Source organism: Ravibacter arvi, from assembly GCF_039540405.1.
Taxonomy (GTDB): Bacteria; Bacteroidota; Bacteroidia; order Cytophagales; family Spirosomataceae; genus Ravibacter; species Ravibacter arvi.
Genome location: NZ_BAABEY010000018.1, coordinates 1 through 21285 on the forward strand (window position 1 = coordinate 1; position 21285 = coordinate 21285).

The following is a 21285-nucleotide window of genomic DNA, read 5'->3' on the forward strand; positions in this document are numbered from 1 at the left end:
CTTTTTTGGGTACATTCAGATGTCACCAGATCCAGGAGTAAGCGAAGCTTATGATACGTCGGGATGACAGCCCTCTGTTCCGCTACGGTTCAGTCGGGCTGACGGAACGGCCATGCTGCGCTAAATCACCCCATCCTACTCCCGTTGCTTCCACCAGGGTTTTAGCTGCAAACTTTTGTCGCTGAGGTTGGTAATATGTCCTATAGCCGGCGTAAGTACCGCTACCTGGTGCTGAGTCCCCAGCGCCGATATCCGCTCCAGCGGCTCATACCAGGCATGGTTGGCCAATGAAAACTTACCGGAATGTACCGGTAGTAAGGCTTTTGCCCCGAGGTCCCGGGTGGCCTGGATAACTTCTTCCGGCTGCATATGAATAAATTTCCAGCTCAGGTCATATTGCCCGTTTTCCAGGATTGCCAGGTCAAACGGTCCCAACCGGCGGCCGATTTCCGCGAAATGGGTGTCGTAACCGCTGTCGCCGCCCAGGAACAGGTGCATCGACGGTGTCTTCAGGGCATAGGAAGTCCACAAGGTATTCGCAGACCAGATGCTCCGCCCCGAAAAATGGCGCGCCGGTGTTAAGATGACCCGGAAGCCGTCGCCGAGGTTTACTTCGTCCCACCAGTCCTTTTCAATAATCCGGTCAGACGCGTAGCCCCAATATTCAAGATGTGCGCCTACGCCCAGGCTACAGATGACCTTGCCTACCTTCTCCCGGATTTTTACAAGCGTTCCATAATCCATATGGTCATAATGATCGTGGGAAATAAACAGGTAGTCTATCTCCGGCAGTGCCTCTGCCGTCGTAACGGTGGTTCCTTTAAAAGCCCGGGCGCTGCCGGGAATCGGCGATGCGCTTTCGCCGAGCACCGGGTCTACCAGGATATTTTTTCCGTCGATATGAATCAGGTAGGTGGAATGTCCCAGCCATACCAGGCTCGGTTGATCGGCAGGAAGCCGGCCCCAGTCGATCTTTTCGGCAGGAATCGGCGCTTTGGGAATATTGTCCTTGGATCTGTGGAACAGGAAGTCACTCAGCGCGATGCGGACAGGCCTTGTGAGCTGTGGTGTAACGTGGGTGTTGCGGAATTTTCCGTCTCGATATTGAGGAGATTGTTTAATCCGTTCCAGTCGCTCGCCGGAAGGGCGTTTTCCAAATGCCGGGTGCATGTTGTAGTAGCAGATCATTCCAATGAACAAAGCCAAAACCAGGCCTGTCCATTTGATTCCTGATGATATTTTAGTGGGGGTACCAATCGATTTTGCCATTCTTATTATTCTAAACAGAAAAGCAGATTGTCCCCGAAAAAGTTTCCCGCTATCGGGATTTATTTGCTCTCCACAGAATTGTCCCGTTTTTGCTACCTTAGCTACGTATTCAACATCGGAAGTAATGACTCAGGAGCGTTTGAAAGACGGGGGCATAGGCCGGCGTATCACGCCTCCGGCAAGCGAGGAGGCAGTTTTTACGCATTTTTATTACGCCCGGAACGACAGTGATAGCCCGGTGACCAGGCACTTTATCCCGTCATTCGAAATCTTTATGGTTTTTAGTTTCGGGACACCCGTTACGCTAGCCATCCCCGATCGGGAGCCAATGACCGGCGACCGCTGCCTGCTGATTGGCCCGGTGAGAAGAGCGTTTGCCTATACCATGCACCCCGGAAGCGAAATTCTTTCCGCCAATTTCAAACACGATGCCTATTACCGTTTCTTTGGCGAAATTAACCCGGGCGGGAATCCCGTAAACCCGGACGAGTCCTTCGAAGGCACCCCTTTCCGCAATTTATCGGACTCGCTTTCGGGGCTTCCGGGCGTGGATGAAAAAGTAGCTGGTATCCTTGCCTTTGCGCGGCCTTACCTGGCGCCCAGGGCGGCTTCCGGCGAGCGTATTGTAGCGCTGTCGGAGCTCGAGGCTCATCTGAACCCGATCAAGGTGATTTCCGGCGAGGAACAAATAAGCGAACGGGCCGTGCAGCTGCGGCACAAAAAATACCTGGGTTATACCGCCAAAGAAATTACACGCTACAAGCGTTTTCTGCAAACGCTGAAGTTCCTGGAGGGCAAAAAGCTTCCGGTAGACTGGGCCGAAACCGTGGCCTTGAACGGTTACTATGACCAAAGCCAGATGATCCGCGATTTTAAATTTTACCTCAACCTGACGCCGACCGGATACCTCGCTTCCAGAGAATCTCTCTGTTCTTCCAATGTAGATTGACCGTTTCGTTTTCTTACAATGGATTGAGCGACAGGAAGGGTAGTTTTGCAGAGTAAAAGGGAGGTCGGAAATCAGAAATCGGAAATCGGCCCGCCACTTTCGTCACGGCAGATTCCAATTTCCGATTTCTGATTTCCAATTTCCGATTTCCATCCCCAACAAAAGTTTAAAAAATGGCACTACATACTTTATTAGGCGGCAATGGTACCATTGCCCAGGCGCTTTACCCTTTGTTGCTGGAAAGCGGTGCGCGGGTCAGATTGGTTTCGCGGAGCAGCCCGTCGGTACCAGGTGCGGAATCGGTAGCGGCCGACATGCTGGATCGTGAGGCCGTTATGAAGGCAGTGGCAGGATCAGACGTCGTATATCTCCTCGTAGGAATTGCTTATGATGCCCGTGTCTGGAAACGGGATTGGCCGGTCATCATGCAGAACGTGGTAGATGCCTGTAAGGCGTCCCGGGCCAGGTTGATGTTCTTTGACAATGCATATATGTACGGCAAACAGGACGGTGTAATCACCGAAGAAACACCCTACCGGCCGGTGAGCAAAAAAGGAGAGATCCGGGCGGGCGTAGCCAGGATGCTGGAGCGGGAAATGCAGACCGGCGGCCTCCAGGCGGCCATTGTGAGGGCCGTTGATTTTTACGGGCCGGGCGTGACCGACAAGAGCGCGCCGGGTATTTTTGTGTTTGCCAACCTGGTAAAAGGACGGCGTGCCATGTGGCCGGTCAATGCGGACGTACCCCGTTCGTTCAACTATGTTCCGGATGCCGCAAAAGCGATGGTCCTGCTGGCAAACGATAGCCGGACCTGGGGCGAAACCTGGCATCTGCCGTCTGTACTGCCTGCGCCTGCAGGCCGTGAGTTTGTACGGATTGCTGCCGGGAGCCTGGGTACGGCGGGGAAGGTTACTGTGCTTCCCAAGTGGCTCCTGAAGGCTGCCGGATGGTTTGTCCCCTTCATGCGCGAAGCCTATGAAATGCTTTACCAGGATGAGTTCGCTTTCCGGTTCAGCTCGGAAAAATTTGAAAAAGCCTTTCAATTTGTACCGGTTTCATTTGAAGAGGGGATACGGGAAACCGCCCGATGGTTCATGAAAGAAAAGGGCAACCCGGGGTGACGCTTGCCGCCATTTCCTTATCTTAGGAGCAGCGCTTAAAAGAGAACCCTATGCTGACGTTTACAAATAGTGGCTTTTATTGCGAGCCGGGAAGGTTTTACATCGACCCGTGGCGGCCGGTTGATCGGGCAGTCATTACCCACGGGCACGGCGACCACGCCAGGCCGGGAATGGGCAGCTACCTTTGCCACACCCATACCGTGCCGGTTCTCCGCAGCCGTTTGGGGGAGGATATACAGGTCGAAGGCGTTCCGTACGGCCGGCTTTTGTCGGTGAACGGCGTGAAAGTTTCGCTTCATCCTGCCGGCCATATCGTGGGTTCTGCGCAGGTCAGGATGGAATACCGCGGAAAGGTGGTGGTGATTTCAGGAGACTACAAAACGCAGGACGACGGCCTGAGCACGCCATTGGAAATAATTCGCTGCCACGAATTTGTAACCGAAAGTACATTCGGGCTCCCGATTTACAATTGGACGCCGGTAGCAACCCAGAACGAGGCTTTGAGAAGCTGGGTGGCAGGGAACCAGGCCGCCGGTAAAACATCGGTACTGGTCGGTTATTCGCTAGGCAAAGCGCAGCGGATCATGAAGGCGCTGGAAAGCATGGCGCCGCTGCATGTGCACGCAAGCATCGGGCGCCTGAACCAGGCCTATGAAAGTGCCGGTGTAACGCTCCCTGAGTATAAGGTAATTAATTTTTATGAAGACGTCCGGCATTTAAACGGTGCAGTGGTCATTGTTCCGCCTTCACTGCTTCACAGCAACCTGTTGCAGAAAATCCCGAACCGCGCGGAGGCGCTCTGTTCAGGCTGGATGCAGGTACGCGGTGCGCGCAGGTGGCGCAGCGCAGACGCCGGGTTTGCCATAAGCGACCACGCCGACTGGAACGGCCTGCTGCAGACCATAACCGCGACGGAAGCGGAAAAGGTATATGTGACACACGGCCAGACGGCGGTTTTCGCCAGGTACCTGAATGAAGCCGGCATCCCGGCCGGCGAAGTAAAAACAGAATTCGGGGATGAGGAAGGGCCGGAATCGATCCCGGCCGGGACTTCCCCCGATAAAATGGGAGACGCGTGAGAGCTTTCGGAACATTGATCAGCCGGTTGGACAGCACCAACAAAACCAGCCTCAAGCTGGAAGCTGTGGACCAGTTTCTAAGGGAGGCTCCGGACGAAGACAAACTATGGCTGCTGGCGCTGTTTACCGGGAAAAGGCCACGCCGGAAAGTGAGTACAACCCTCCTGAAGGATTGGGTAATGGAGCAGACGGGTATCCCTGAGTGGCTGTTCCGGGAAAGCTACGCGGCGGTCGGCGACCTCGCAGAAACCATTTCCCTGCTGCTCCCCGAACCCGACCGGTACGACGACCGGAGTCTCAGCGAGTGGATGGAGGAAATTCTCGTAGTGGGAGAGAAGCCGGATGCGGAAAAAAAAGAGTTTGTTTTGCGGGCCTGGCACATGCTTCCCCACCAGGAGCGTTTCATCTTCAATAAATTACTGGGCGGGAGCTTTCGGGTAGGACTGTCGTCCGCCGGGCTGATCAACGCCCTGGCCCGTCATTATGAGCTGGACCCCAATGCTGTGGCACATGCTATCATGGGTGACTGGGGGCCGGAATCCGTTGCCTTTGAAAGCCTGGTCCGGGGGCATTATGCCAACACCAGCCTTTCTAAACCTTACCCTTTCTGCCTGGCCTACGCTGTGGAGAAAGAAGTGGAAGAGTTAGGTGAGATAACGGACTGGCAGGCTGAATACAAATGGGACGGTATACGCGGTCAATTTATCCGGCGCGAGGGAGAGGTTTTCATCTGGTCGCGGGGTGAAGAACTGGTAACCGATCAGTTCCCGGAAATACGGGACGCGCTTCTGAGCTGGAAGGACGATTTCGTGCTGGACGGCGAGATCCTCGTCTTTAAAGACGGCGCTGTCCAGAATTTTTCCGAATTGCAGAAACGGCTTAACCGGAAGACCATTACCAAAAAGATCATGGACGATCTGCCGGTAGTGGTCTATGCATATGATTTGCTGGAATACCGGGGAAAAGACATCAGGGAGGAACCGATGATATGCAGGAGAAAGCGTCTGGAGGTGTTGTTTGCCGGGAATCTGACCGCACCGTTTTACCTGTCCACGGTCATTGAGCCGTCGGATTGGGAACAATTGAAACAGTTACGCCTGGAATCGCGTGGCGTAAACAGCGAAGGCCTCATGCTCAAGCACCGGCAGTCGCCCTATCATACCGGGCGGAAAAAGGGTGATTGGTGGAAATGGAAAACCGACCCGCTGACCATTGATGCGGTTTTGGTTTATGCGCAAAAGGGTAGCGGGCGCAGGAGCGGCTACTACACGGATTACACCTTCGCCGTGCGGCAGGGCGACAACCTGGTGACGATCGCCAAAGCCTACTCGGGCCTTACCGACAAGGAAATCCAGGAAGTAAGCCGGTTTGTCAACCAGAACGCGCTGGAAAAATTCGGCCCCGTACGGACGGTCAAGCCGGAGCTGGTTTTTGAAATCGCCTTCGAAGGAATCGGTTTCAGCAGCCGGCACAAGTCGGGCGTAGCGCTGCGTTTTCCGCGGATCCTGCGTTGGCGGAAAGACAAAAAAGCAGATGAAATCGACGATATAGAAGAGATCAAAAAGCTGATTGTCTGACGGAGTGCCTCTCCGGGCCTAATGCCGGTTCCAGACCTTGTCGAGCTCTTCCAGCCTGACGCCGCTGGTTTCAGGAAGCATTCGCCACGAAAACACCACGCCACTCCAGCAAATGGCCGTAAATATGAGATACATGCCTGCGGTATTGCCATAAGTATTCTCAAACCATTCGCTCATGACCGGGAAAACCTGGGCGATAGCAAATGAAGAAGCATACAGGAAAAAGCAAACTACGCCCATCGCCTTGCCGCGAATTTTGTTGGGGAATATTTCCGAAACAATCACCCAACTAAGCGGCGCAAGGCCGAGCGTAAAGGCGCCGGTTGCCAGTAACATGGGGAACAGGATAGAAAGCGGCGGCATATCCAGGTAAAGGATCACCGCCATTGCTACATGGCCGGCGCCCATCAGGAAGAAACTGAAGTTCAACAAGCCCTTCCGGGGGTATTTCCGGATCAGCGGGAAGGCTAGTAGCGTGCAGACAAAAATGAACAGGTAGACCGGGATGGAACTCAGGATGGCGCTGGAGCCGACGCTTATGCCGGCCTGGGCAAGAATCGTCGGCGCATACAGCAGCATCATGTTCACACCGTTAACCTGCGACAGTACCATAAGAATGGTGCCGACGATCAGGGCCCGTTTGTTGCCGCCGTTAAACAGGTCCCGGAAGCCTCCTTCTTCCTGTGCAATGGCCTGCTCGATTTCCTTGAATTCGATTTCGGCGGCCCGGCTCCCGTTAATCCTGGTCAGGATGCGCAGCGCTTCATCCAACCGCCCTTTTTCGACAAGCCAGCGGGGACTTTCCGGGATGAGCATCAGACCGACCATAAGCAGTAGCACAGGAACGCCCTGCGAGCCGAACATCCAGCGCCAATCGCCGTCGAAAGACAGGAAATAACTGACTATGACGGCCATATTGATGCCGATTACGTTAGAAAGCTGGTTGACGTTCACCAGTCGTCCGCGCTGATCGGCCGGCGCCAGCTCGGCGATATAGATGGGCGAGGACATCATGGCCAGCCCGATCCCGATTCCTCCCAGAAAACGCCAGAAACAAAAATCCCACACGGAAACAGCCAGCGCACAGCCGATGGTGGACACCATAAAGAAGAGGGCGGCAACAAGCATGGTTTTGCGGCGGCCGATCCGGTCGGCAAACCAGAGGCCGATCAGCGGGCCCGAGATAGCGCCCAGTAGCGCGCTGCTGACCACAAACCCTTTCATGGCGGCCGTCAGGTGAAAGTGTTTTTCCAGGAAGAGGAGTGCCCCGGAAATAATGACAAGGTCGTACCCGAACAGAAAGCCGCCCACCGAGGCGACCAGCGCGATTTTGTAAACATAAAAAAGTCTGCGCTGTTTTTCCCGGTTTTCGTTCATATGGAAAAGGTTAGGTATCTGGTGTTTGGGTTTCCGCTTTACACGGAGGTCAGGCGGTAGGTGGGGTTCTCAGGGGTGAAAAGTTCCGGCAACCAGGCGGCGCCCAATCCGGCCCTTTCCGGCGCGGCAATGGCTCCGTCTACTACCTCAACAGGTGCATCGATCAGCTTCCGGTACACCACGCGCAGGTGTGCCCGGACGCTCTCCTGGAAAACAACATTCGGACAGGCAATTCCGACATGAACACCGGCCAGCAAGGTGAAAGGCCCCGTACAGTCATGCATGGTAACGGGGATGTTATAAGGAATCGCCATTTCGGTTATCCGTTTCGTTTCGGAAATACCGCCTACCCAGGTGGGGTCGATCATGACGTAATCCGCTGCCTGATGCTCCAGGATGTGGCGAAAATCTTCCCGGGTGGTAAACATCTCGCTTACGGCAATAGGTACGCCCGCCATTTCGTGGAATTTACGAAGCTGGTCCGCGTTGTCAACCCGCAGCACGTCTTCCATCCAGAGCGGTTTGATATCGCGCATCACTTCCGCAATGCGCATAGCAACCGGCCACTGGAAGAAACCGTGGCCGTCGAGCATAATTTCGATGTCGTAGCCCACCCGCTCCCGGATCCGGAAAAGCGGCTCCAGGGCTTTTTTGATGTCGCCCCAGGAGGCATACAGACTTCCGTTGGTCCGGTGCGCGAGCGGATCCAGCAGCCAGGTCTTCATTCCCTTGTACCCTTCCCGGATCAGCTCTTCGGCATAGTCGGCCGGCCTATGGACGCTCGACCAGTTGTCTTCCAGCGGGCCTTCGAAGCCGATGCTCCCGTGACCGGGCCAGAAAAGCTTGTCGCGCAGGCCCGCCTTCGGGCCTGGCGCCGGAATTCCGTAGCTGGTACCGCCTGCGCTGTTGTAAGCCTGTACCGCCGGACGGGTTTTTCCGCCCAGCAGCTGCCAGACCGGCAGGCCGCAGGATTGCCCGAGAATATCCCAGAGGCAGAGATCCAGGGCGGACAGTGCCCTTAATTCTGCCCCACGCCCGCCGAAATTGATAAAACGCTCGTAGAAAAAACGCCAGTGTCGTTCAATGGCAAGCGGGTCTTCACCCAGCAATTTCTGCGACATCCAGTCGTGGAGAATGGAGGCCACCGCTTCGGGTGCGTAGTAGGTTTCCCCGTTTCCGACAATCCCCTGGTCTGTGTGGACCCGAACCGCCAGCAGGTGCGATTCCCAAATGGTTTCGATTTTTGTAATTTTCAAGGTCTTTGTCTGTAAAGATTTTGTCAAAACAAGTTCAGGTTATCCCATGTACCAACCGCCGTTGACATGGAGCTCATGGCCGGTAATAAAACGGCTTTCGGGCGAAATCAGGAACCAAACGGCGTTGGCTACGTCTTCTGGCGCTGCCCGGAATTTAAGCGACTGTTTGGCCAGGATGGCTGCGTCGAGTTCCGACCGGTCGTCTTTCCAGAATTTGCGTTCCATAGCGGTAGGTATGGCGCCCGGGCTCACCGCGTTGACGCGGATTGAATCAGGGCCAAGCTCGCGGGCAAGCGAGCGGGTCATTCCCAGCAGCGCGCCTTTGGACATGGCATAGGGTGCCCGATTTTCCCACCCGCCACTGAGAATAATGCTCAGGATGCTGACGATCTGCCCGCCCCCGATCGCTTTCATGCCGGGCGCAACCGAACGACTCAGTATATAGGCCGATTCCGCGTTGATGCGTTGGGTAAGCAGGTATTCTTCTATTGTAGTCGTTTCCAACGGGCCCATGGTATCAATGGCCGCGTTGTTTACCAGTACCTCAAACGGTCCGTATTGTTCCGTCAGCTGAGTCGCTGTCTGGTGCAGCGACTGAAGGTCGGCCAGGTCGGCATAGACGAATACCGCCGCACTTTTTCCGTTTTCGCCGGTCAGCCCGGCCGCAAGCGCCTGACCTTCGGCGGTTGCTACGTCCATCACAAAAACCCGGTATCCTTTTTCGTGCAGGATCCTGCATACGGCAGAACCTATTCCGCCGGCGCCGCCGGTAACCAGTGCGTTGGGGTGCTTTTTCATGGCCGGGAAACTTATGGAGCTACTTTTTGTAAGGCAGTTTCGGTCACATTCCGCATTTCCTTCTTATCCATTGCGTAATGTATAACCTCCGGGCCCTTGCCCGAATAAAGTATGTTCATGAAATGGCAGTCGGCCACGGGGGCTTCAATCATGACGGCGGCGTGCCCCGTGGAGACAATATTCTGTGCGTAGATGTGGTTCAGCTTACCCGGTTGGGAAAGCGCACCATATCCCTTGCCGCCGATGAGCAGCGCATTGTGCCTGCCGCCCACTCCGGTCGTCTCCCTGGAAACAATGCCGGAAATGTACACATGGTGGATACTGGCGCTGTCGCTTGCCCGGATGGCAATACCCCGGCAAATGGATTCGCAGGTGATATTGGAGATAAAAATCTGTTCGGTGTCGTCTTCCGGCCCGTGCCAGCCGCTTTTGGTGACCATGGTTGAATTCAGGCTGCCGCTTTTCCGTGTGAGCGCGGGCTTCACATCGAGACTGGACAACGCAATAAAATCGTCGCCGGTAAACCCGTGAATGTTATTAATCCGGAAGTTCTTGCATCCCTGCCGCAGATCGATGCCGTCTTTGTTGAACACTTTCACTTTACGGTTCCCGATCGTAATTTCCTCCGGGTTGTGAAGGTAAATCTGTTCCAGTTCTACGTTCCGGGCACGCTCGAAACTGACTGCCCAGGCGTGGGAATTTTCGATCCTGACGTTGGTCATCGAGAAGCCGTCTACCTCGGCGACCAGGATCATGATGTTGCGCCAGTCTCCGGTTTGTTTGCGGTCCGGGAAAGCCGCATCGCTGCCATAGCTCACCCGCCAGCTGCCTTTTTTCCGGTCAGCCTCCGGGTCAAGCGAAAGCTGCCGGGCGCCGTCACCGGTGGACCGCGGGTTTTCTGCTCCCTTCAGCAAAACCCGCCCGACACCGATGAGGTGTATGTTGCTGATGGTTCGCGGATTTTCGATACCGATACCAACGTTGGCGCTCCTGAACATGTTGTCGCGACAGGAATCCGATAACTGAATCGTGCAATTGTCGAGCATGACCGTCATGTTACCGGGTAGCAGAATGGCTTCGTCTATTTTCCAGAGGGCGGTGCCGTTCGCATTGTGCCGGGGAATCCGGACCAGGTTGGTGGTTCCTTTTGCGGCATCCAGGGCTTTTTTTATCCGCTGGGAATCACTTCCGGAAAAATCGTTCGGTGTAATTTCCGCCGGTCCGGTGGCAGCGATTGCGCTGCTGTAGATAACCTGGCATATTCCCAATATAACGACATGCAATAATTTCCTCATAATAACTTGATGATGTTCGGGTTCAGGGCATTTTCATGAAGTTCTCCACTGAAACGCCTTTGGTATCCGTTACGGGCACATTAAAAGTGACAGGCTGTGGTGCAATGCCTGTATAAATTCCATTTACAAACCTGCAATTTTCAACCGGCGCCTCAATAAGTACCAGGTTTTTTCCGTCACCCATGAGGTTAAAGGCATAGATATTGTTGATTTTACCCGGCTGGGAGGGCGCGCCATAACCTTTTCCGCCGACGAGCAGGGTATAGGGGCTTCCGCCATAGGGTGGCGGGGTGTCGGGCCTCGCTTTGGTGATCACGCCGTTGACATACACATGGTGAACGCTGGCGCTGTCGCTGGCACGAATGGCCACGCCGGTGTAATTGGTCTGGCAATTGGTGATGAAGACCTGCTCAATGTCGTCCTCGGGGCCGTACCATCCGGAGCGCGTGACCATGGTTGAGAATAACGTCCCGTTGACGCGGGTAAGTGCGGGTTGTACGTCCAGGCTAGACAAGGCAACGAGGTCATCGCCGTTAATACCGTCAATGTTGTTAATGCGGAAATACTTGCAGCCCTGGCGTAGGTTGATCCCGTCTTTGTTATAGACTTTTACTTTGCGGTTGCCGATGGCGATTTCTTCAGGGTTGTGAATCTGGATGTCTGAGATACGGGCATTCAGCGTTCTTTCAAAGCTCACTGCCCAGGCATGCGAATGTTCGATTCTCACGTTGGTTAACGAAAAACCGTCCACTTTTGCGATCAGGACCATGATGTTGCGCCAGTCGCCGGTTTGTTTGCGGTCCGGGAAAGCCGCATCGCTGCCATAGCTCACCCGCCCGATCCCTTTTTTTTGCGACGCTACGGGGTCAAGCGTGAGCTTGCGTGCCCCATCGCCGGTAGAACGCGGGTTGGCCGCGCCGCGCAAAATGACCCGCCCCATACCTACCAGGTGAATATCCCGGTTCCAGCCCGGGTTTTCAATGCCGTCCCCGACATTGTCGCTTCTGAACATGTTGTCGCGGGATTGATCGGAAAGCTGCAGCGTGCAGTTATCCAGGATTACCCGGATGTTGCTGGGCAGTAAAATTGCGTCGTCGATCATCCAGACGGAGGAGCCGTTGGCATTTTCTGCCGGAATCCTGATAATATGGGTAGTTCGCGAAGCTTTTTCAACCGCTTGCCGGATGCGCTGCGTATCGGTTCCCTGAAAGGCATTCGGCGTAATTTCCAGAGATTCGCTGCTTTCGCCCCCCTTGACCATCCCCCAGGAAAACAAGACGGTAAATACCGTCCACCATATTTTTTGCATTTTTTTTGAGGTTTGAGGTTTGAGGGGTGGGGTGTGAGGGGAGGGCGAGTTGGATACTCACGCCCCACCCCTCAAACCTCACCGCTAAAAAACTAATACCCGTCGTTCTGGCCCAGTTCCGGGTTGAGGCTCAGCTCCCGGAAGGGTACCGGGAAACGTACTTTGGCGTCGGTTACTTCATAATTTGGTACGAGGTAACCGCCGTATTTGATGTACTTCTCTTTGTAAGCACGCATGGTGCTCAGCATGGTTCCGGTTCTGAGGAGGTCAAACCAGCGGTGCCCCTCGAAACAAAGTTCAACCCGGCGTTCGTGCTGGATGGCGGACCGGAGTGCGGCCTGGTCTAACCCGCTCAGGTTGGCCAGCCCGGCCCTTTTCCTGACTGCATTGATCAGGGGGAGCGCATCAGAGACGGTTCCGGTTTCGTTATAGGCTTCCGACAAAAGTAACAATACGTCTGAGTAACGGATCACCGGCCAGTCATTTTTACCTTCGTTGCTTGCTACAGGCTTGTCGAGGAATTTCCTGGTGTAGTACAGGGAATCTGTGGTGGGCCAGAAAGCAATGGACACCGGTTTGCGAAGGTCACCGGCTTCAAAGGCGTTGAACAGATCAAGCGTGCCCCCATTGGCGCTGGCCGGGATTCCCCCGCTCGTAATTTCCGTGCCCGAACCGAAAGGAGCAAACAGGATTGAAAAATTGCTTCCTTCACTAAAGCCGGTTCCGCCCAGGTATTGCACGGCAAACACCATTTCCGCGTTGTTTTTGTTGGCTATGTCAAAAACACTGGCGTATTGCGGCAGCAGCTTGTATTGATCGGAAGCGACCACCGATTTCAGAACGGGCACCGCTTTGTCGAACTGTTTATTGGTGACGTAAACCTTCCCCAGGAGGCTGCGCGCAGCTCCTTTTGTAATTCGCCCGGCATTTGCCGCATTATAGGCGTCGGGGAGGAGTTCGACAGCCGACAGGAGGTCGCGTTCAACCTGGGCGTAAATTTCGGCCACCGGCGATCTTTTGTAGGAATAGGCCTCGTTTTCGCTTGTAATTTCTTTGACAACAAGGGGCACATCGCCGAAAAACTGTACCAGGTTGAAATACATCAGCGCCCGGATAAACCGTACTTCGCCGAGGTATTGGTCTTTCAGCGCTTTTTCCATCTCGAAATTGGTTAGCCGCGCCTCTACCACGTTGGCCCGGGCGACGAGGGCATACGAAATGGTCCAGCGGTTTTGGATGGACGCGGTGGAGGTAATCCAGGTTAACTGGTCCAAGGGCGCCACACCCAGGTTATAACCGTTTATCTGCGCATTGTCCGAGGGAAGTTCAGCTACCTCGTAAAAGTTTCCGTAATAACTGCGCAAGCCGTTGTATACCCCGCTGACCGCAGACGTAAAATCGCTGGTGCTTTTAAAATAGGCGTCGGTCCTGACCGTGGTAGGAGATTCAATATCCAGGAAATCCGAACATGAGGCAAACAGCGCCATGACCATCGTTCCTAATAAGCCGAGATTGATTATTTTTTTCATCTGTGTAAGAGGTTATCAGCTGTCAGAAATCAGTAATCAGCTGCGCAGGCTACGGTGTATGCGGCCCGGCCGATTTCTGATATCCGATTTCCGACGGCTCATCTGTTTTAGAACGAGATATTCACACCTATCATGAAGGACCTGTTTACCGGGTAAGTTCCCTGGTCTGAGCCGGGCTGGTAGACTGTTTCTCCGTACTGGCTGGGTTCCGGGTTGAGACCTGGGTACTTCGTAAAGGTCAGCAGGTTTTGCCCGGTCACATAAATGCGTGTCGCATTGATCCCCCATTTTTCCTGGAGCCCGGCCGGTAGGGTATAGCCCAGCGTAACATTTCTCAGTCTCAGGAAAGCACCGCTATAAACCGCATACGAGTGAAGGTTACCGGCGGTTCCGAAGCCTGCGCGTGTCAGGCCAACGCGGGCATATTTCACATCGCGGTCCGGGTTAGCGGGGTCAAAATAGTTGTTGACCATTTCTTTCACCGTGTTGAACCGGCCGGCCCAGAGTTCGGTGTGGCGGCTTGCGCCGTTGATGATACTGTTCTTGGCTACTCCCTGGGCAATGATGCTGAGGTCGAAATTCCCGTAGCGGAGGTTGTTGGTAAGGCCGAAAAGGAGGCGGGGGAAGCCGTTTCCAAGAAGGGTGCGGTCGCCTTCGTTGATTACGCCGTCGCCGTTGACGTCCCTGATCTGGTAGTCACCGACGCCCGAGCCGGGCCATTGCGCATTTGAGGTCAATTGCTGTTCGTTTTTGATTACCCCGTCTATTTTGAAACCGTAGAAATTCCCAAGCGGCTGTCCGACTTCAATTTTATACACGTTGGGCCAACCGGGCGTTCCTTCGAACGTATTCAGAGAGCTCCTTCCGCCGAGGTCAAGCACTTCGGTAGCGTTGTAGCTGACATTCAGACCGGTGGACCATTTCAGCATCCCGGTGGTATTCTCGGTATTCAGGTCAATTTCAATCCCCCTGTTACGGATCTCCCCGATATTGGTTTGAAAGGAGGTCGCATACCCTACGATCCCCGGCAGTTCCTTGGAAAAGAGCATGCCGTGCGTATTTTTCTGGTATAAGTCTACCGTCAGCTGGATGCGGTTTTTCAGAAATGCTGCATCGAGCCCCAGGTTGACCTGCTTGCTCTTTTCCCAGGTAAGATCCCGGTTCATAAAGCCAGACGGGCTTACACCCGCAAAGCGCTGCCCGCCGAAGGCATAGTGGGTGGGGGTTAGCCCGCTGATCCAGGTAAAATCACCGATGTTGGCATTACCGGTTTCGCCGTAGCTGGCCCGTATTTTCAACTCGTCGAAAATGTGCTGGTCTTTCATAAACGATTCTTCTGACACGCGCCATCCCAGGGAGTAAGACTGGAAAACACCGAAACGGTTGTTTGGTCCGAAACGGGATGAACCATCGGTCCGGACAGAGCCGGAAAACAGGTATTTGTCCTTGTAGTCGTAGGTAATCCTGGCGGCATAGGAAAGGAAAGCGTTGGCGTCATAGCTGACCGAACCGGCCTGGTTGGAAGAGGCCGTGGGATTCCGGACGAGGTCATTGGTAAACGTGCCGACCCGCCCGGTGCTGGAGGTGGTAAACCCGGTGTATTTCTGCATGGAATACAGCAGCATCGCGCTCAGGTTGTGCGCAGTGCCGATCCTGCCGGAATAGGCCAGGCTGTTCTCCCAGATCCAGTCAAGTCCGCGGCCGTTTGAGGCGCTGGCGGCAATCCCGGTCAGAAGCGGGTTGGACAAATTGGCGAGCGGCGAAGCCGGGCTGGCTATGGTGGACGGCACATACATTTCATTGCCGTTGCTGGACCAGGATGCGCCTCCCTGTGTTTTAAATTTCACGCCTTTCAGAAATTCCCACTCCAGGAAAAGATTGTTCTGCATGGCAAAACGCCGGTCCCGGTTCTGGTACAATTCCACAACTGCCAACGGGTTATGTACCCCTATTTCCGAAAACCCGTATTGGGTATGCGGCAGCACGTTATTTTGTCCGTAGTCACCGTTCGGCAGCCGTACATCTACCACCGGCGGCATCAGCATGGCGGCATAAATGGGGCTGTAGCTCCAGTTTGCCGGGGCGCGGGGCGTGGGCATATTGTCGCGGGTGGTAAAAGAAGGCGCAAATCCGGCCCCCAAAGTGAGGTTCCGGCTGATGTTCGCGTCTATATTTCCCCGGAGGGTCACCAGCTCATAGTCGGTGCCGATCATGGTTCCTTTCTGGTTGAGGTAGCTTCCCGAGAGCGAAAAACGAACCTTTTCCGACCCGCCGCGCGCACTAAGCTCAATTTTGGACATAGGGGCGGTTCTGAGAATGACATCCTGCCAGTCGGTGTCCGGCAATTGACCGGGGTTGTTGTAAGCATCCGGGTAGGGCTGGTTGGTAGCGCCCCGTGCGTCTTTTACGTACTGCAGGTACTCCTCCTTGTTCATCATCTCGATCCGCTTGGCGGCCTGCTGAATCCCGGTGTAGGCATTGATATTGAAAGTTGTTTTTCCTTCCTGGCCTCTTTTCGTGGTGACGAGCACAACGCCGTTGGCGGCGCGTGAACCATAAATAGCTGCCGAGGCAGCATCTTTCAGAATTTCAATCGATTCGATGTCCGACAGGTTGAGGCGCGAAAATTCGGTAGCATTCAACGGGTAGCCATCAATGACATAGAGCGGTTGGTTGGATGCGCCAAGCGACCCGATTCCCCGGATCCGGATGGTGGGCGCTGTACCCGGCACATCGCCCGCACCTGCCTGCACCTGTACACCGGCGGCAAGTCCGGCCAGGGCGTCGCCGGGAAGCGCTACAGGGAGATTCCCGATGTCTTTCGCGGAAACCTTGCTGATAGAGGTCGAGAGTTTCTTTTTGGACTGTTCACCGTAGCCGACCACAATCACCTCGTCGAGGGATTTTTCGTCCACCGCCAGTCGTACGTTGATTGTCGATTGGTTGCCTACTGTAATTTCCTGCGACAGGTAGCCTACGAACGAGAACACCAGCACTGCATTTCCGTCCGGCACTTCTATCGAAAAGTCACCGTCGACGCCGGTGATTAACCCCTGCTGTGTTCCTTTCAGCAAGATGCTCACCCCGGGCATTCCTTCGCCCTTCTCATCGGTAACCTTTCCGGTTACGGCTATACCTGTTATTTCTTCGGCGCCGCCTACCGACATTGTTTTCCGGAATCCGGCAGGTATCACCGGTTTGAGCGCGATCATCCGGTCGTCAGAGACCGCGAATTCAATAGAGTAGGGGTTCAGAAGCGTTTTTAGTACGACTTCCAGTTTCTCGTTTTCGGCATATACACGTACTTTCCGACGTACGTCAATGGCATTGGGGCTGTAGATAAACCGTACATTGGCCTGTGCTTCAATGAGAGAGAGCACCTTTTTGAACGGCACCCCCACGGCGTGAACGGTTACTCTTTTTTCGAGCACTGCCTGCCCGTTGCTCTCGTTTGCGAAGGCAACTCCGCAGAAAAGGGCAAACAGGAGCAGTTGCGCGGTTGAGATTTTCATCATATTCCAAATCCACAAAGGGACATGTAACTTTTTGTTCATAGATTCGTAAAGTTTTACGGTTGGAAGACTCTAAAACAGGGGTACCACACCGCTCCTCCGGGAGCCGGTGCAAATCTCAAATTGCAGTTTGAGCCGGTACTGACGGCCGGTAATGTGCATAAGCATTGCCGGCTTTTTTGTTGGGGGGAGATTACACTTTCATCAGGTTAAGGATTTAAGATTAAGGGCAATAATTTGGGGGGCTTTAGCGGGAACTGCCGCATGCTTCGCCATTCAGGAAAATGGTAGTCCCCCTGATTTCATAATTGGCGCCGAGCACGTCACAGACGTAATCAAGCTGTTTGAACAAGCCATAGCCGCTCAGGTTGCCTGTAAACACACACTCGTTCAGTTCCGGGTTGCCGACAACGATTTCAGTTTCATAGGCCTGCTGCAGGGTTGACAGCACCTCCCGTAGAACTACCTCGTCGAAATTGAACGACAATTCCGGGGTTTCCTTTACCATTTTCGGGTGGTCCACGATGTCTTCTCTTATTGTTTTCTTTTCAACGTCGTATACCACCTTCTGATTGGGCGTAATGATCACGCCGCTCCGGCGCTGGTTCCGGTCTTTCTCGCTGCTGTAAACCGACACTTTGCCGGTTACAACCGAGACTTCGATTGTTTTTTTGCCGGTTTCGGGTCTGATTGCAAAGCTGGTACCCAGGACTTCGGTCACCAGGTCGCCGCTGTATACCAGGAAGGGCACCTTCCGGTTGGGCCTTACTTCAAAAAAAGCTTCGCCGGTCAGCCGGACGGTCCGTGTACCCTCACCGTATCGTTCGCTTGTTACAATACCTGCGCCCTGGGCCAGTGTAACCACACTGCTATCGGGTAAAACGATACGTTGCTGGTTCTGAGAGGCGTTCATGGTTTCCACGCCGACCATGTCGGGTTCTGTCTGCCCGTTTTTTTTAGTAAAATGTCCTGAATTCCAAATTAATACCACGCATGCTACACAAGCCGCTGCTACTCCGGCCGCGTTTATCCACCTGGAGACGCGGAAGCGCCTTTGTTTGGGCTCTTCCGTTTGTTTCCTGATGTTTTTCCATATTTCGGCGCCGGTTTTCTCGGCCTCGTTTTCGCTGTCGAACACCAGGTCTGCATCGTGGAGCCTCCCGTTCATCTCAACCCATCTTTCCACAAAAGCGATTTCTTCGGGAGAACATTTACCCGTTCTGTATCTTTCCGTAAGTTTTTCAAACTCCCCCCTGGTCATGTAGGAAACAATTATTTAGTAATCTCTTGAATCAGTTATCGTGAAGGAACTTCTGCAAGTGCTTTCTCACAGCCCGCATAGACTTGGTCAGGTGGTACTCCACTGCGCGGTCGGAAAGTCCCATTTCGGTGGCGATTTTCTTCACCGACACATCGTCGAGCTTGTTTCTTCTGAAAATATTGGCCGTCTTTTCGGGTAGTCTTTCCAACGCCCTTTCGATTGCTTCCGAAAGCTGTTTCTCGGTAACAATGTCGTCCGTACTTTCGAATACCTCCTGCATGAGCTGGTATTCGCGGTACTTTTTCAGGTTGATTTCCCGGCGGAAATGCATGTTCACCTGGTTCCGGGCCGCGATAAACAGGAACGACCGCAGGTGAAGAATGTCCGAGGTCATGCGGTTTTTCCAGAGGCTCAGCATCAATTCCTGGATAATTTCGCTGGCATCTTCCTTACCGCCTACCTGTTGGTAAACAAAAGCATACAACTGGCGCCAGTAACGATGGTAAATCGTTTCAAAGGCATCCGGATCATCCTCCTTCAGCAAAGCCAATAACCTTTCGTCCGGTACGTCGTTCTGGTACATAGTCCGCGCTATTTGTCCTGCTTTTTCCTATAGGTTGCAGAAAGGTCTTAAAACCGTAAAAATAAATTCATATTTTTTTGATCTTTACCTGGCGGAGATTTTTGGGGTTTGGGGTAACTGGTTGGTTGTTAGTTGTATGTGTTTAGGAGTGAGCCACGAATACACGAATAAATTATTTTCATTCGTGCATTCGTGGCCCCGTCATTTTGTACCATCCGGATGGTCATCCTGAGAAAGTAGTTTTTTGCGAAAACACCTTGTAGCAGGGATAACAAATAGATGTTGTCAATGGAAGTCAATGGTTGCCGGAGGCTACCACCCGGACGGTCATCCTGAAGCGGAGCGCAGCGGAGTCGAAGGATCTCCTGTTGCTATAAAAAAGCCCTCTGAAAGGGATTGGGTACTGGGAGCGGGAGATCCCTCCACTGCGGTCGGGATGACCGTCCGGTTGGAGCGGCACCAAACCTGTTGTTGTCAATGGTAGCGCATCTGCCGGATGGTCATCCTGAATGGAACGCAGTGGAACTGAAGGATCTCCTGTTGCTATAAAAAGTCCTCTGAAAGGGATTGGGTACGGGGAGCGGGAGATCCCTCCACTGCGGTCGGGATGACCCTCCGGTTGGAGCGGCTCCAAACCTGTTGTTGTCAATGGTAGCGCATCTTCCGGATGGTCATCCTGAATGGAACGCAGTGGAACTGAAGGATCTCCTGTTGGTACTAAAAAGCCCTCTGAAATGGATTTGGTACTGGGAGCGGGAGATCCCTCCACTGCGGTCGGGATGACCGTCCGGTTGGAGCGGCTCCAAACCTGTTGTTGTCAATGGTAGCGAAGCCGAGGAATCTCCCTCTCAACAACTCCTTCCCAACGACTACTTCTTACCTTCCTTTTCGGCGATCTTATCCTTCAATTTCCATCGTTTCAGAATAATCATGCCGGCCTGTCGCTTCAGGTGGTAGCTTTCGGGTTCTCCGATCAGGAATCCATAGGGTTTCATGGACGGGATTGCGTCGAAGAAAACTTTTAGCACCGCCGTAATCGGCAATGCCAGTATCAGACCGGCCAGCCCGAAAAGCATCCCGCCCAGCAATAGGGCGATTACGGCCATCAGGGGATTGATGCTCACTTTGCTGCCGACGATATTGGGCGTAATAATATTCCCCTCCAGGAACTGGACCACCTGGAACCACCCGATTACGCCCACTGCGTACCACGCACTGTCTTTTGTAGCCAGTGCGAATATCGCCGGTAATATGGAACCGATGGCGATGCCGATGTAGGGAAGCAGCATGAGCAGCGAGGCAAAAATCCCGAAGAACCAAGCGTACTGGATACCCAGGAACCATAGCCCGACCGTATTGAGAACCGCCACGATGCCCATTACCGTTACCAGGCCGAGCAGGTAGCTTTGCACCGCGTAGTATATTTTGTTGAGCACCTCATGAATGGTTTCATTGGGTGTCGACTCGAAGGCGAGAAAGAAGAAATCCCTGAAAAAATCGCGGTAATACAGCAGGAAAAAGGTAAACAAAGGTACGATTATGACCCCGGCCAGGATGCCGCCGACTGAATTGAAAGCGGTCGTCAGATAAGTACCTGCGTTTGAAATGCCTTTGTTCAGGGCTTCTTTCAGGCGGTCGGTTACCTGGCTTTGATCGATCCCGAATCGTGTGGATACCCATTGCTGAATCTCGTCGAATATCCGCATGAATTTGGTTTGGATAGCTGCGGCGTCCGAATTGATTACGATCACCTGGTGTACCAGGAACCAGATAAGCCCGCCGAGCAATATGGCGGCAAAAAATACAGACAACAGAGAGGCTGAAAGCCGGCTAAGCCGCAGGTTCTCTAGGAAGCGACAGACCGGGAAGAGAGAAATGGCAATCAGTATGGAGAACATCAGGGGTACCAGTACGCTCTGCAAGGTGTACAGGAGCGCAACAATCAAAGCCAGGCTTAACAGGGAATAGGCCAACTGTCTGGAGTACGGCGGCTTGTTTTCTTTTTCTGGCGTGTTTTGGGCAGTGTCTTTCATATGAAATGATTTTTGTTGATCGGCTGGCGTATGCGTTGTTTCATGAGCGTCAGGCAATTCATTAATCCGAAGTTTGTTTTTTACTTGTGGCAGACCGGCGAATGCGTAAGGTGGTCCGTATGGTAAGCACAGAACAACGGTTTCATAGTGTATCAGTTGTGGCTTTGGTTAAACATACAACATTATTCGCGCCGGAAGTAAGAATGCGTCGAATTTAAAAGTACTTTTTTAGAGATTTGTAGTTTTTGGACGGGGAGACCGGTTAGTTGAAAATAATATATAGTTGCGAATTGATTGGATTATTGCCGGTTGTTGTTTACATTTGGGTAAATGTGAA

At 53.6% G+C, this 21285-nt stretch carries 17 protein-coding genes; 6 read left to right on the forward strand and 11 right to left on the reverse strand.

Annotation, left to right across the window (positions count from 1 at the left end):
• Positions 1-135 precede the first annotated feature (135 nt).
• Positions 136-1269 carry an MBL fold metallo-hydrolase gene (locus tag ABD852_RS08395; RefSeq protein WP_345027836.1) on the reverse strand — a complete coding sequence of 378 codons (1134 nt, stop codon included), beginning with the start codon at positions 1267-1269 and terminating at the stop codon, positions 136-138.
• Positions 1270-1393: 124 nt separating this feature from the next.
• Between ABD852_RS08395 and ABD852_RS08400 the strand changes: the two genes are divergently transcribed.
• The 4 genes from ABD852_RS08400 to ABD852_RS08415 all read left to right on the forward strand — a co-directional run bounded on the left by ABD852_RS08400 (position 1394) and on the right by ABD852_RS08415 (position 5995).
• On the forward strand, positions 1394-2218 hold the full coding sequence (locus tag ABD852_RS08400; RefSeq protein WP_345027839.1) for a helix-turn-helix domain-containing protein: 825 nt from the start codon (positions 1394-1396) through the stop codon (positions 2216-2218).
• Between the two features lie 173 nt (positions 2219-2391).
• Positions 2392-3339 carry an NAD-dependent epimerase/dehydratase family protein gene (locus tag ABD852_RS08405; RefSeq protein ID WP_345027840.1) on the forward strand — a complete coding sequence of 316 codons (948 nt, stop codon included), beginning with the start codon at positions 2392-2394 and terminating at the stop codon, positions 3337-3339.
• Between the two features lie 50 nt (positions 3340-3389).
• Positions 3390-4418 (forward strand): ligase-associated DNA damage response exonuclease, encoded by a 1029-nt coding sequence (locus tag ABD852_RS08410; RefSeq protein ID WP_345027841.1) that lies wholly within the window; start codon positions 3390-3392, stop codon positions 4416-4418.
• Positions 4415-5995: an ATP-dependent DNA ligase gene (locus ABD852_RS08415; RefSeq protein ID WP_345027842.1), complete on the forward strand. Its 1581-nt coding sequence runs from the start codon at positions 4415-4417 to the stop codon at positions 5993-5995. The genes ABD852_RS08410 and ABD852_RS08415 overlap by 4 nt, the downstream gene beginning before the upstream one ends.
• Before the next feature lie 18 nt (positions 5996-6013).
• On the opposite strand, the gene ABD852_RS08420 is transcribed toward ABD852_RS08415, so the two are convergent.
• The 9 genes from ABD852_RS08420 to ABD852_RS08460 all read right to left on the reverse strand — a co-directional run bounded on the left by ABD852_RS08420 (position 6014) and on the right by ABD852_RS08460 (position 18915).
• Entirely contained in the window at positions 6014-7372 is a 1359-nt protein-coding gene (locus ABD852_RS08420; RefSeq protein WP_345027843.1) for a sugar porter family MFS transporter, read from the reverse strand.
• 38 nt (positions 7373-7410) lie between these two features.
• On the reverse strand, positions 7411-8628 hold the full coding sequence (locus ABD852_RS08425) for a mandelate racemase/muconate lactonizing enzyme family protein (RefSeq protein WP_345027844.1): 1218 nt from the start codon (positions 8626-8628) through the stop codon (positions 7411-7413).
• Positions 8629-8667: 39 nt separating this feature from the next.
• Complete coding sequence (locus ABD852_RS08430) at positions 8668-9426, reverse strand: SDR family NAD(P)-dependent oxidoreductase (RefSeq protein ID WP_345027846.1); 759 nt, start codon at positions 9424-9426, stop codon at positions 8668-8670.
• An 11-nt stretch (positions 9427-9437) separates the two neighbouring features.
• On the reverse strand, positions 9438-10721 hold the full coding sequence (locus ABD852_RS08435; RefSeq protein ID WP_345027848.1) for a glycosyl hydrolase family 28 protein: 1284 nt from the start codon (positions 10719-10721) through the stop codon (positions 9438-9440).
• A gap of 22 nt (positions 10722-10743) precedes the next feature.
• Positions 10744-12030: a glycosyl hydrolase family 28 protein gene (locus ABD852_RS08440; protein WP_345027849.1), complete on the reverse strand. Its 1287-nt coding sequence runs from the start codon at positions 12028-12030 to the stop codon at positions 10744-10746.
• Between the two features lie 92 nt (positions 12031-12122).
• Positions 12123-13559: a RagB/SusD family nutrient uptake outer membrane protein gene (locus tag ABD852_RS08445; RefSeq protein ID WP_345027852.1), complete on the reverse strand. Its 1437-nt coding sequence runs from the start codon at positions 13557-13559 to the stop codon at positions 12123-12125.
• Between the two features lie 107 nt (positions 13560-13666).
• Positions 13667-17113 (reverse strand): SusC/RagA family TonB-linked outer membrane protein, encoded by a 3447-nt coding sequence (locus ABD852_RS08450; RefSeq protein ID WP_345027855.1) that lies wholly within the window; start codon positions 17111-17113, stop codon positions 13667-13669.
• Positions 17114-17318: 205 nt separating this feature from the next.
• Entirely contained in the window at positions 17319-18332 is a 1014-nt protein-coding gene (locus ABD852_RS08455) for a FecR family protein (protein ID WP_345027856.1), read from the reverse strand.
• A 31-nt stretch (positions 18333-18363) separates the two neighbouring features.
• Positions 18364-18915, reverse strand: a complete 552-nt coding sequence (locus ABD852_RS08460; protein ID WP_345027857.1) for an RNA polymerase sigma factor — start codon at positions 18913-18915, stop codon at positions 18364-18366.
• A gap of 244 nt (positions 18916-19159) precedes the next feature.
• Between ABD852_RS08460 and ABD852_RS08465 the strand changes: the two genes are divergently transcribed.
• The gene (locus tag ABD852_RS08465; RefSeq protein WP_345027858.1) at positions 19160-19399 is read left to right on the forward strand and encodes a hypothetical protein; all 240 of its coding nucleotides are present in this window, start codon (positions 19160-19162) and stop codon (positions 19397-19399) included.
• Between the two features lie 196 nt (positions 19400-19595).
• The gene (locus ABD852_RS08470) at positions 19596-19742 is read left to right on the forward strand and encodes a hypothetical protein (RefSeq protein ID WP_345027860.1); all 147 of its coding nucleotides are present in this window, start codon (positions 19596-19598) and stop codon (positions 19740-19742) included.
• A 42-nt stretch (positions 19743-19784) separates the two neighbouring features.
• On the opposite strand, the gene ABD852_RS08475 is transcribed toward ABD852_RS08470, so the two are convergent.
• Positions 19785-20948: an AI-2E family transporter gene (locus tag ABD852_RS08475; RefSeq protein ID WP_345027863.1), complete on the reverse strand. Its 1164-nt coding sequence runs from the start codon at positions 20946-20948 to the stop codon at positions 19785-19787.
• Between the last annotated feature and the right edge of the window lie 337 nt (positions 20949-21285).

Bases quoted from the DNA above. Each gene is read 5' to 3' on its own strand.
- ABD852_RS08395 (WP_345027836.1), bottom strand. From the start codon at position 1,269: ATGGCAAAATCGATTGGTACCCCCACTAAAATATCATCAGGAATCAAA.
- ABD852_RS08400 (WP_345027839.1), top strand. From the start codon at position 1,394: ATGACTCAGGAGCGTTTGAAAGACGGGGGCATAGGCCGGCGTATCACG.
- ABD852_RS08405 (WP_345027840.1), top strand. From the start codon at position 2,392: ATGGCACTACATACTTTATTAGGCGGCAATGGTACCATTGCCCAGGCG.
- ABD852_RS08410 (WP_345027841.1), top strand. From the start codon at position 3,390: ATGCTGACGTTTACAAATAGTGGCTTTTATTGCGAGCCGGGAAGGTTT.
- ABD852_RS08420 (WP_345027843.1), bottom strand. From the start codon at position 7,372: ATGAACGAAAACCGGGAAAAACAGCGCAGACTTTTTTATGTTTACAAA.
- ABD852_RS08430 (WP_345027846.1), bottom strand. From the start codon at position 9,426: ATGAAAAAGCACCCCAACGCACTGGTTACCGGCGGCGCCGGCGGAATA.
- ABD852_RS08435 (WP_345027848.1), bottom strand. From the start codon at position 10,721: ATGAGGAAATTATTGCATGTCGTTATATTGGGAATATGCCAGGTTATC.
- ABD852_RS08440 (WP_345027849.1), bottom strand. From the start codon at position 12,030: ATGCAAAAAATATGGTGGACGGTATTTACCGTCTTGTTTTCCTGGGGG.
- ABD852_RS08445 (WP_345027852.1), bottom strand. From the start codon at position 13,559: ATGAAAAAAATAATCAATCTCGGCTTATTAGGAACGATGGTCATGGCG.
- ABD852_RS08450 (WP_345027855.1), bottom strand. From the start codon at position 17,113: ATGAACAAAAAGTTACATGTCCCTTTGTGGATTTGGAATATGATGAAA.
- ABD852_RS08455 (WP_345027856.1), bottom strand. From the start codon at position 18,332: ATGACCAGGGGGGAGTTTGAAAAACTTACGGAAAGATACAGAACGGGT.
- ABD852_RS08460 (WP_345027857.1), bottom strand. From the start codon at position 18,915: ATGTACCAGAACGACGTACCGGACGAAAGGTTATTGGCTTTGCTGAAG.
- ABD852_RS08470 (WP_345027860.1), top strand. From the start codon at position 19,596: ATGGAACGCAGTGGAACTGAAGGATCTCCTGTTGGTACTAAAAAGCCC.
- ABD852_RS08475 (WP_345027863.1), bottom strand. From the start codon at position 20,948: ATGAAAGACACTGCCCAAAACACGCCAGAAAAAGAAAACAAGCCGCCG.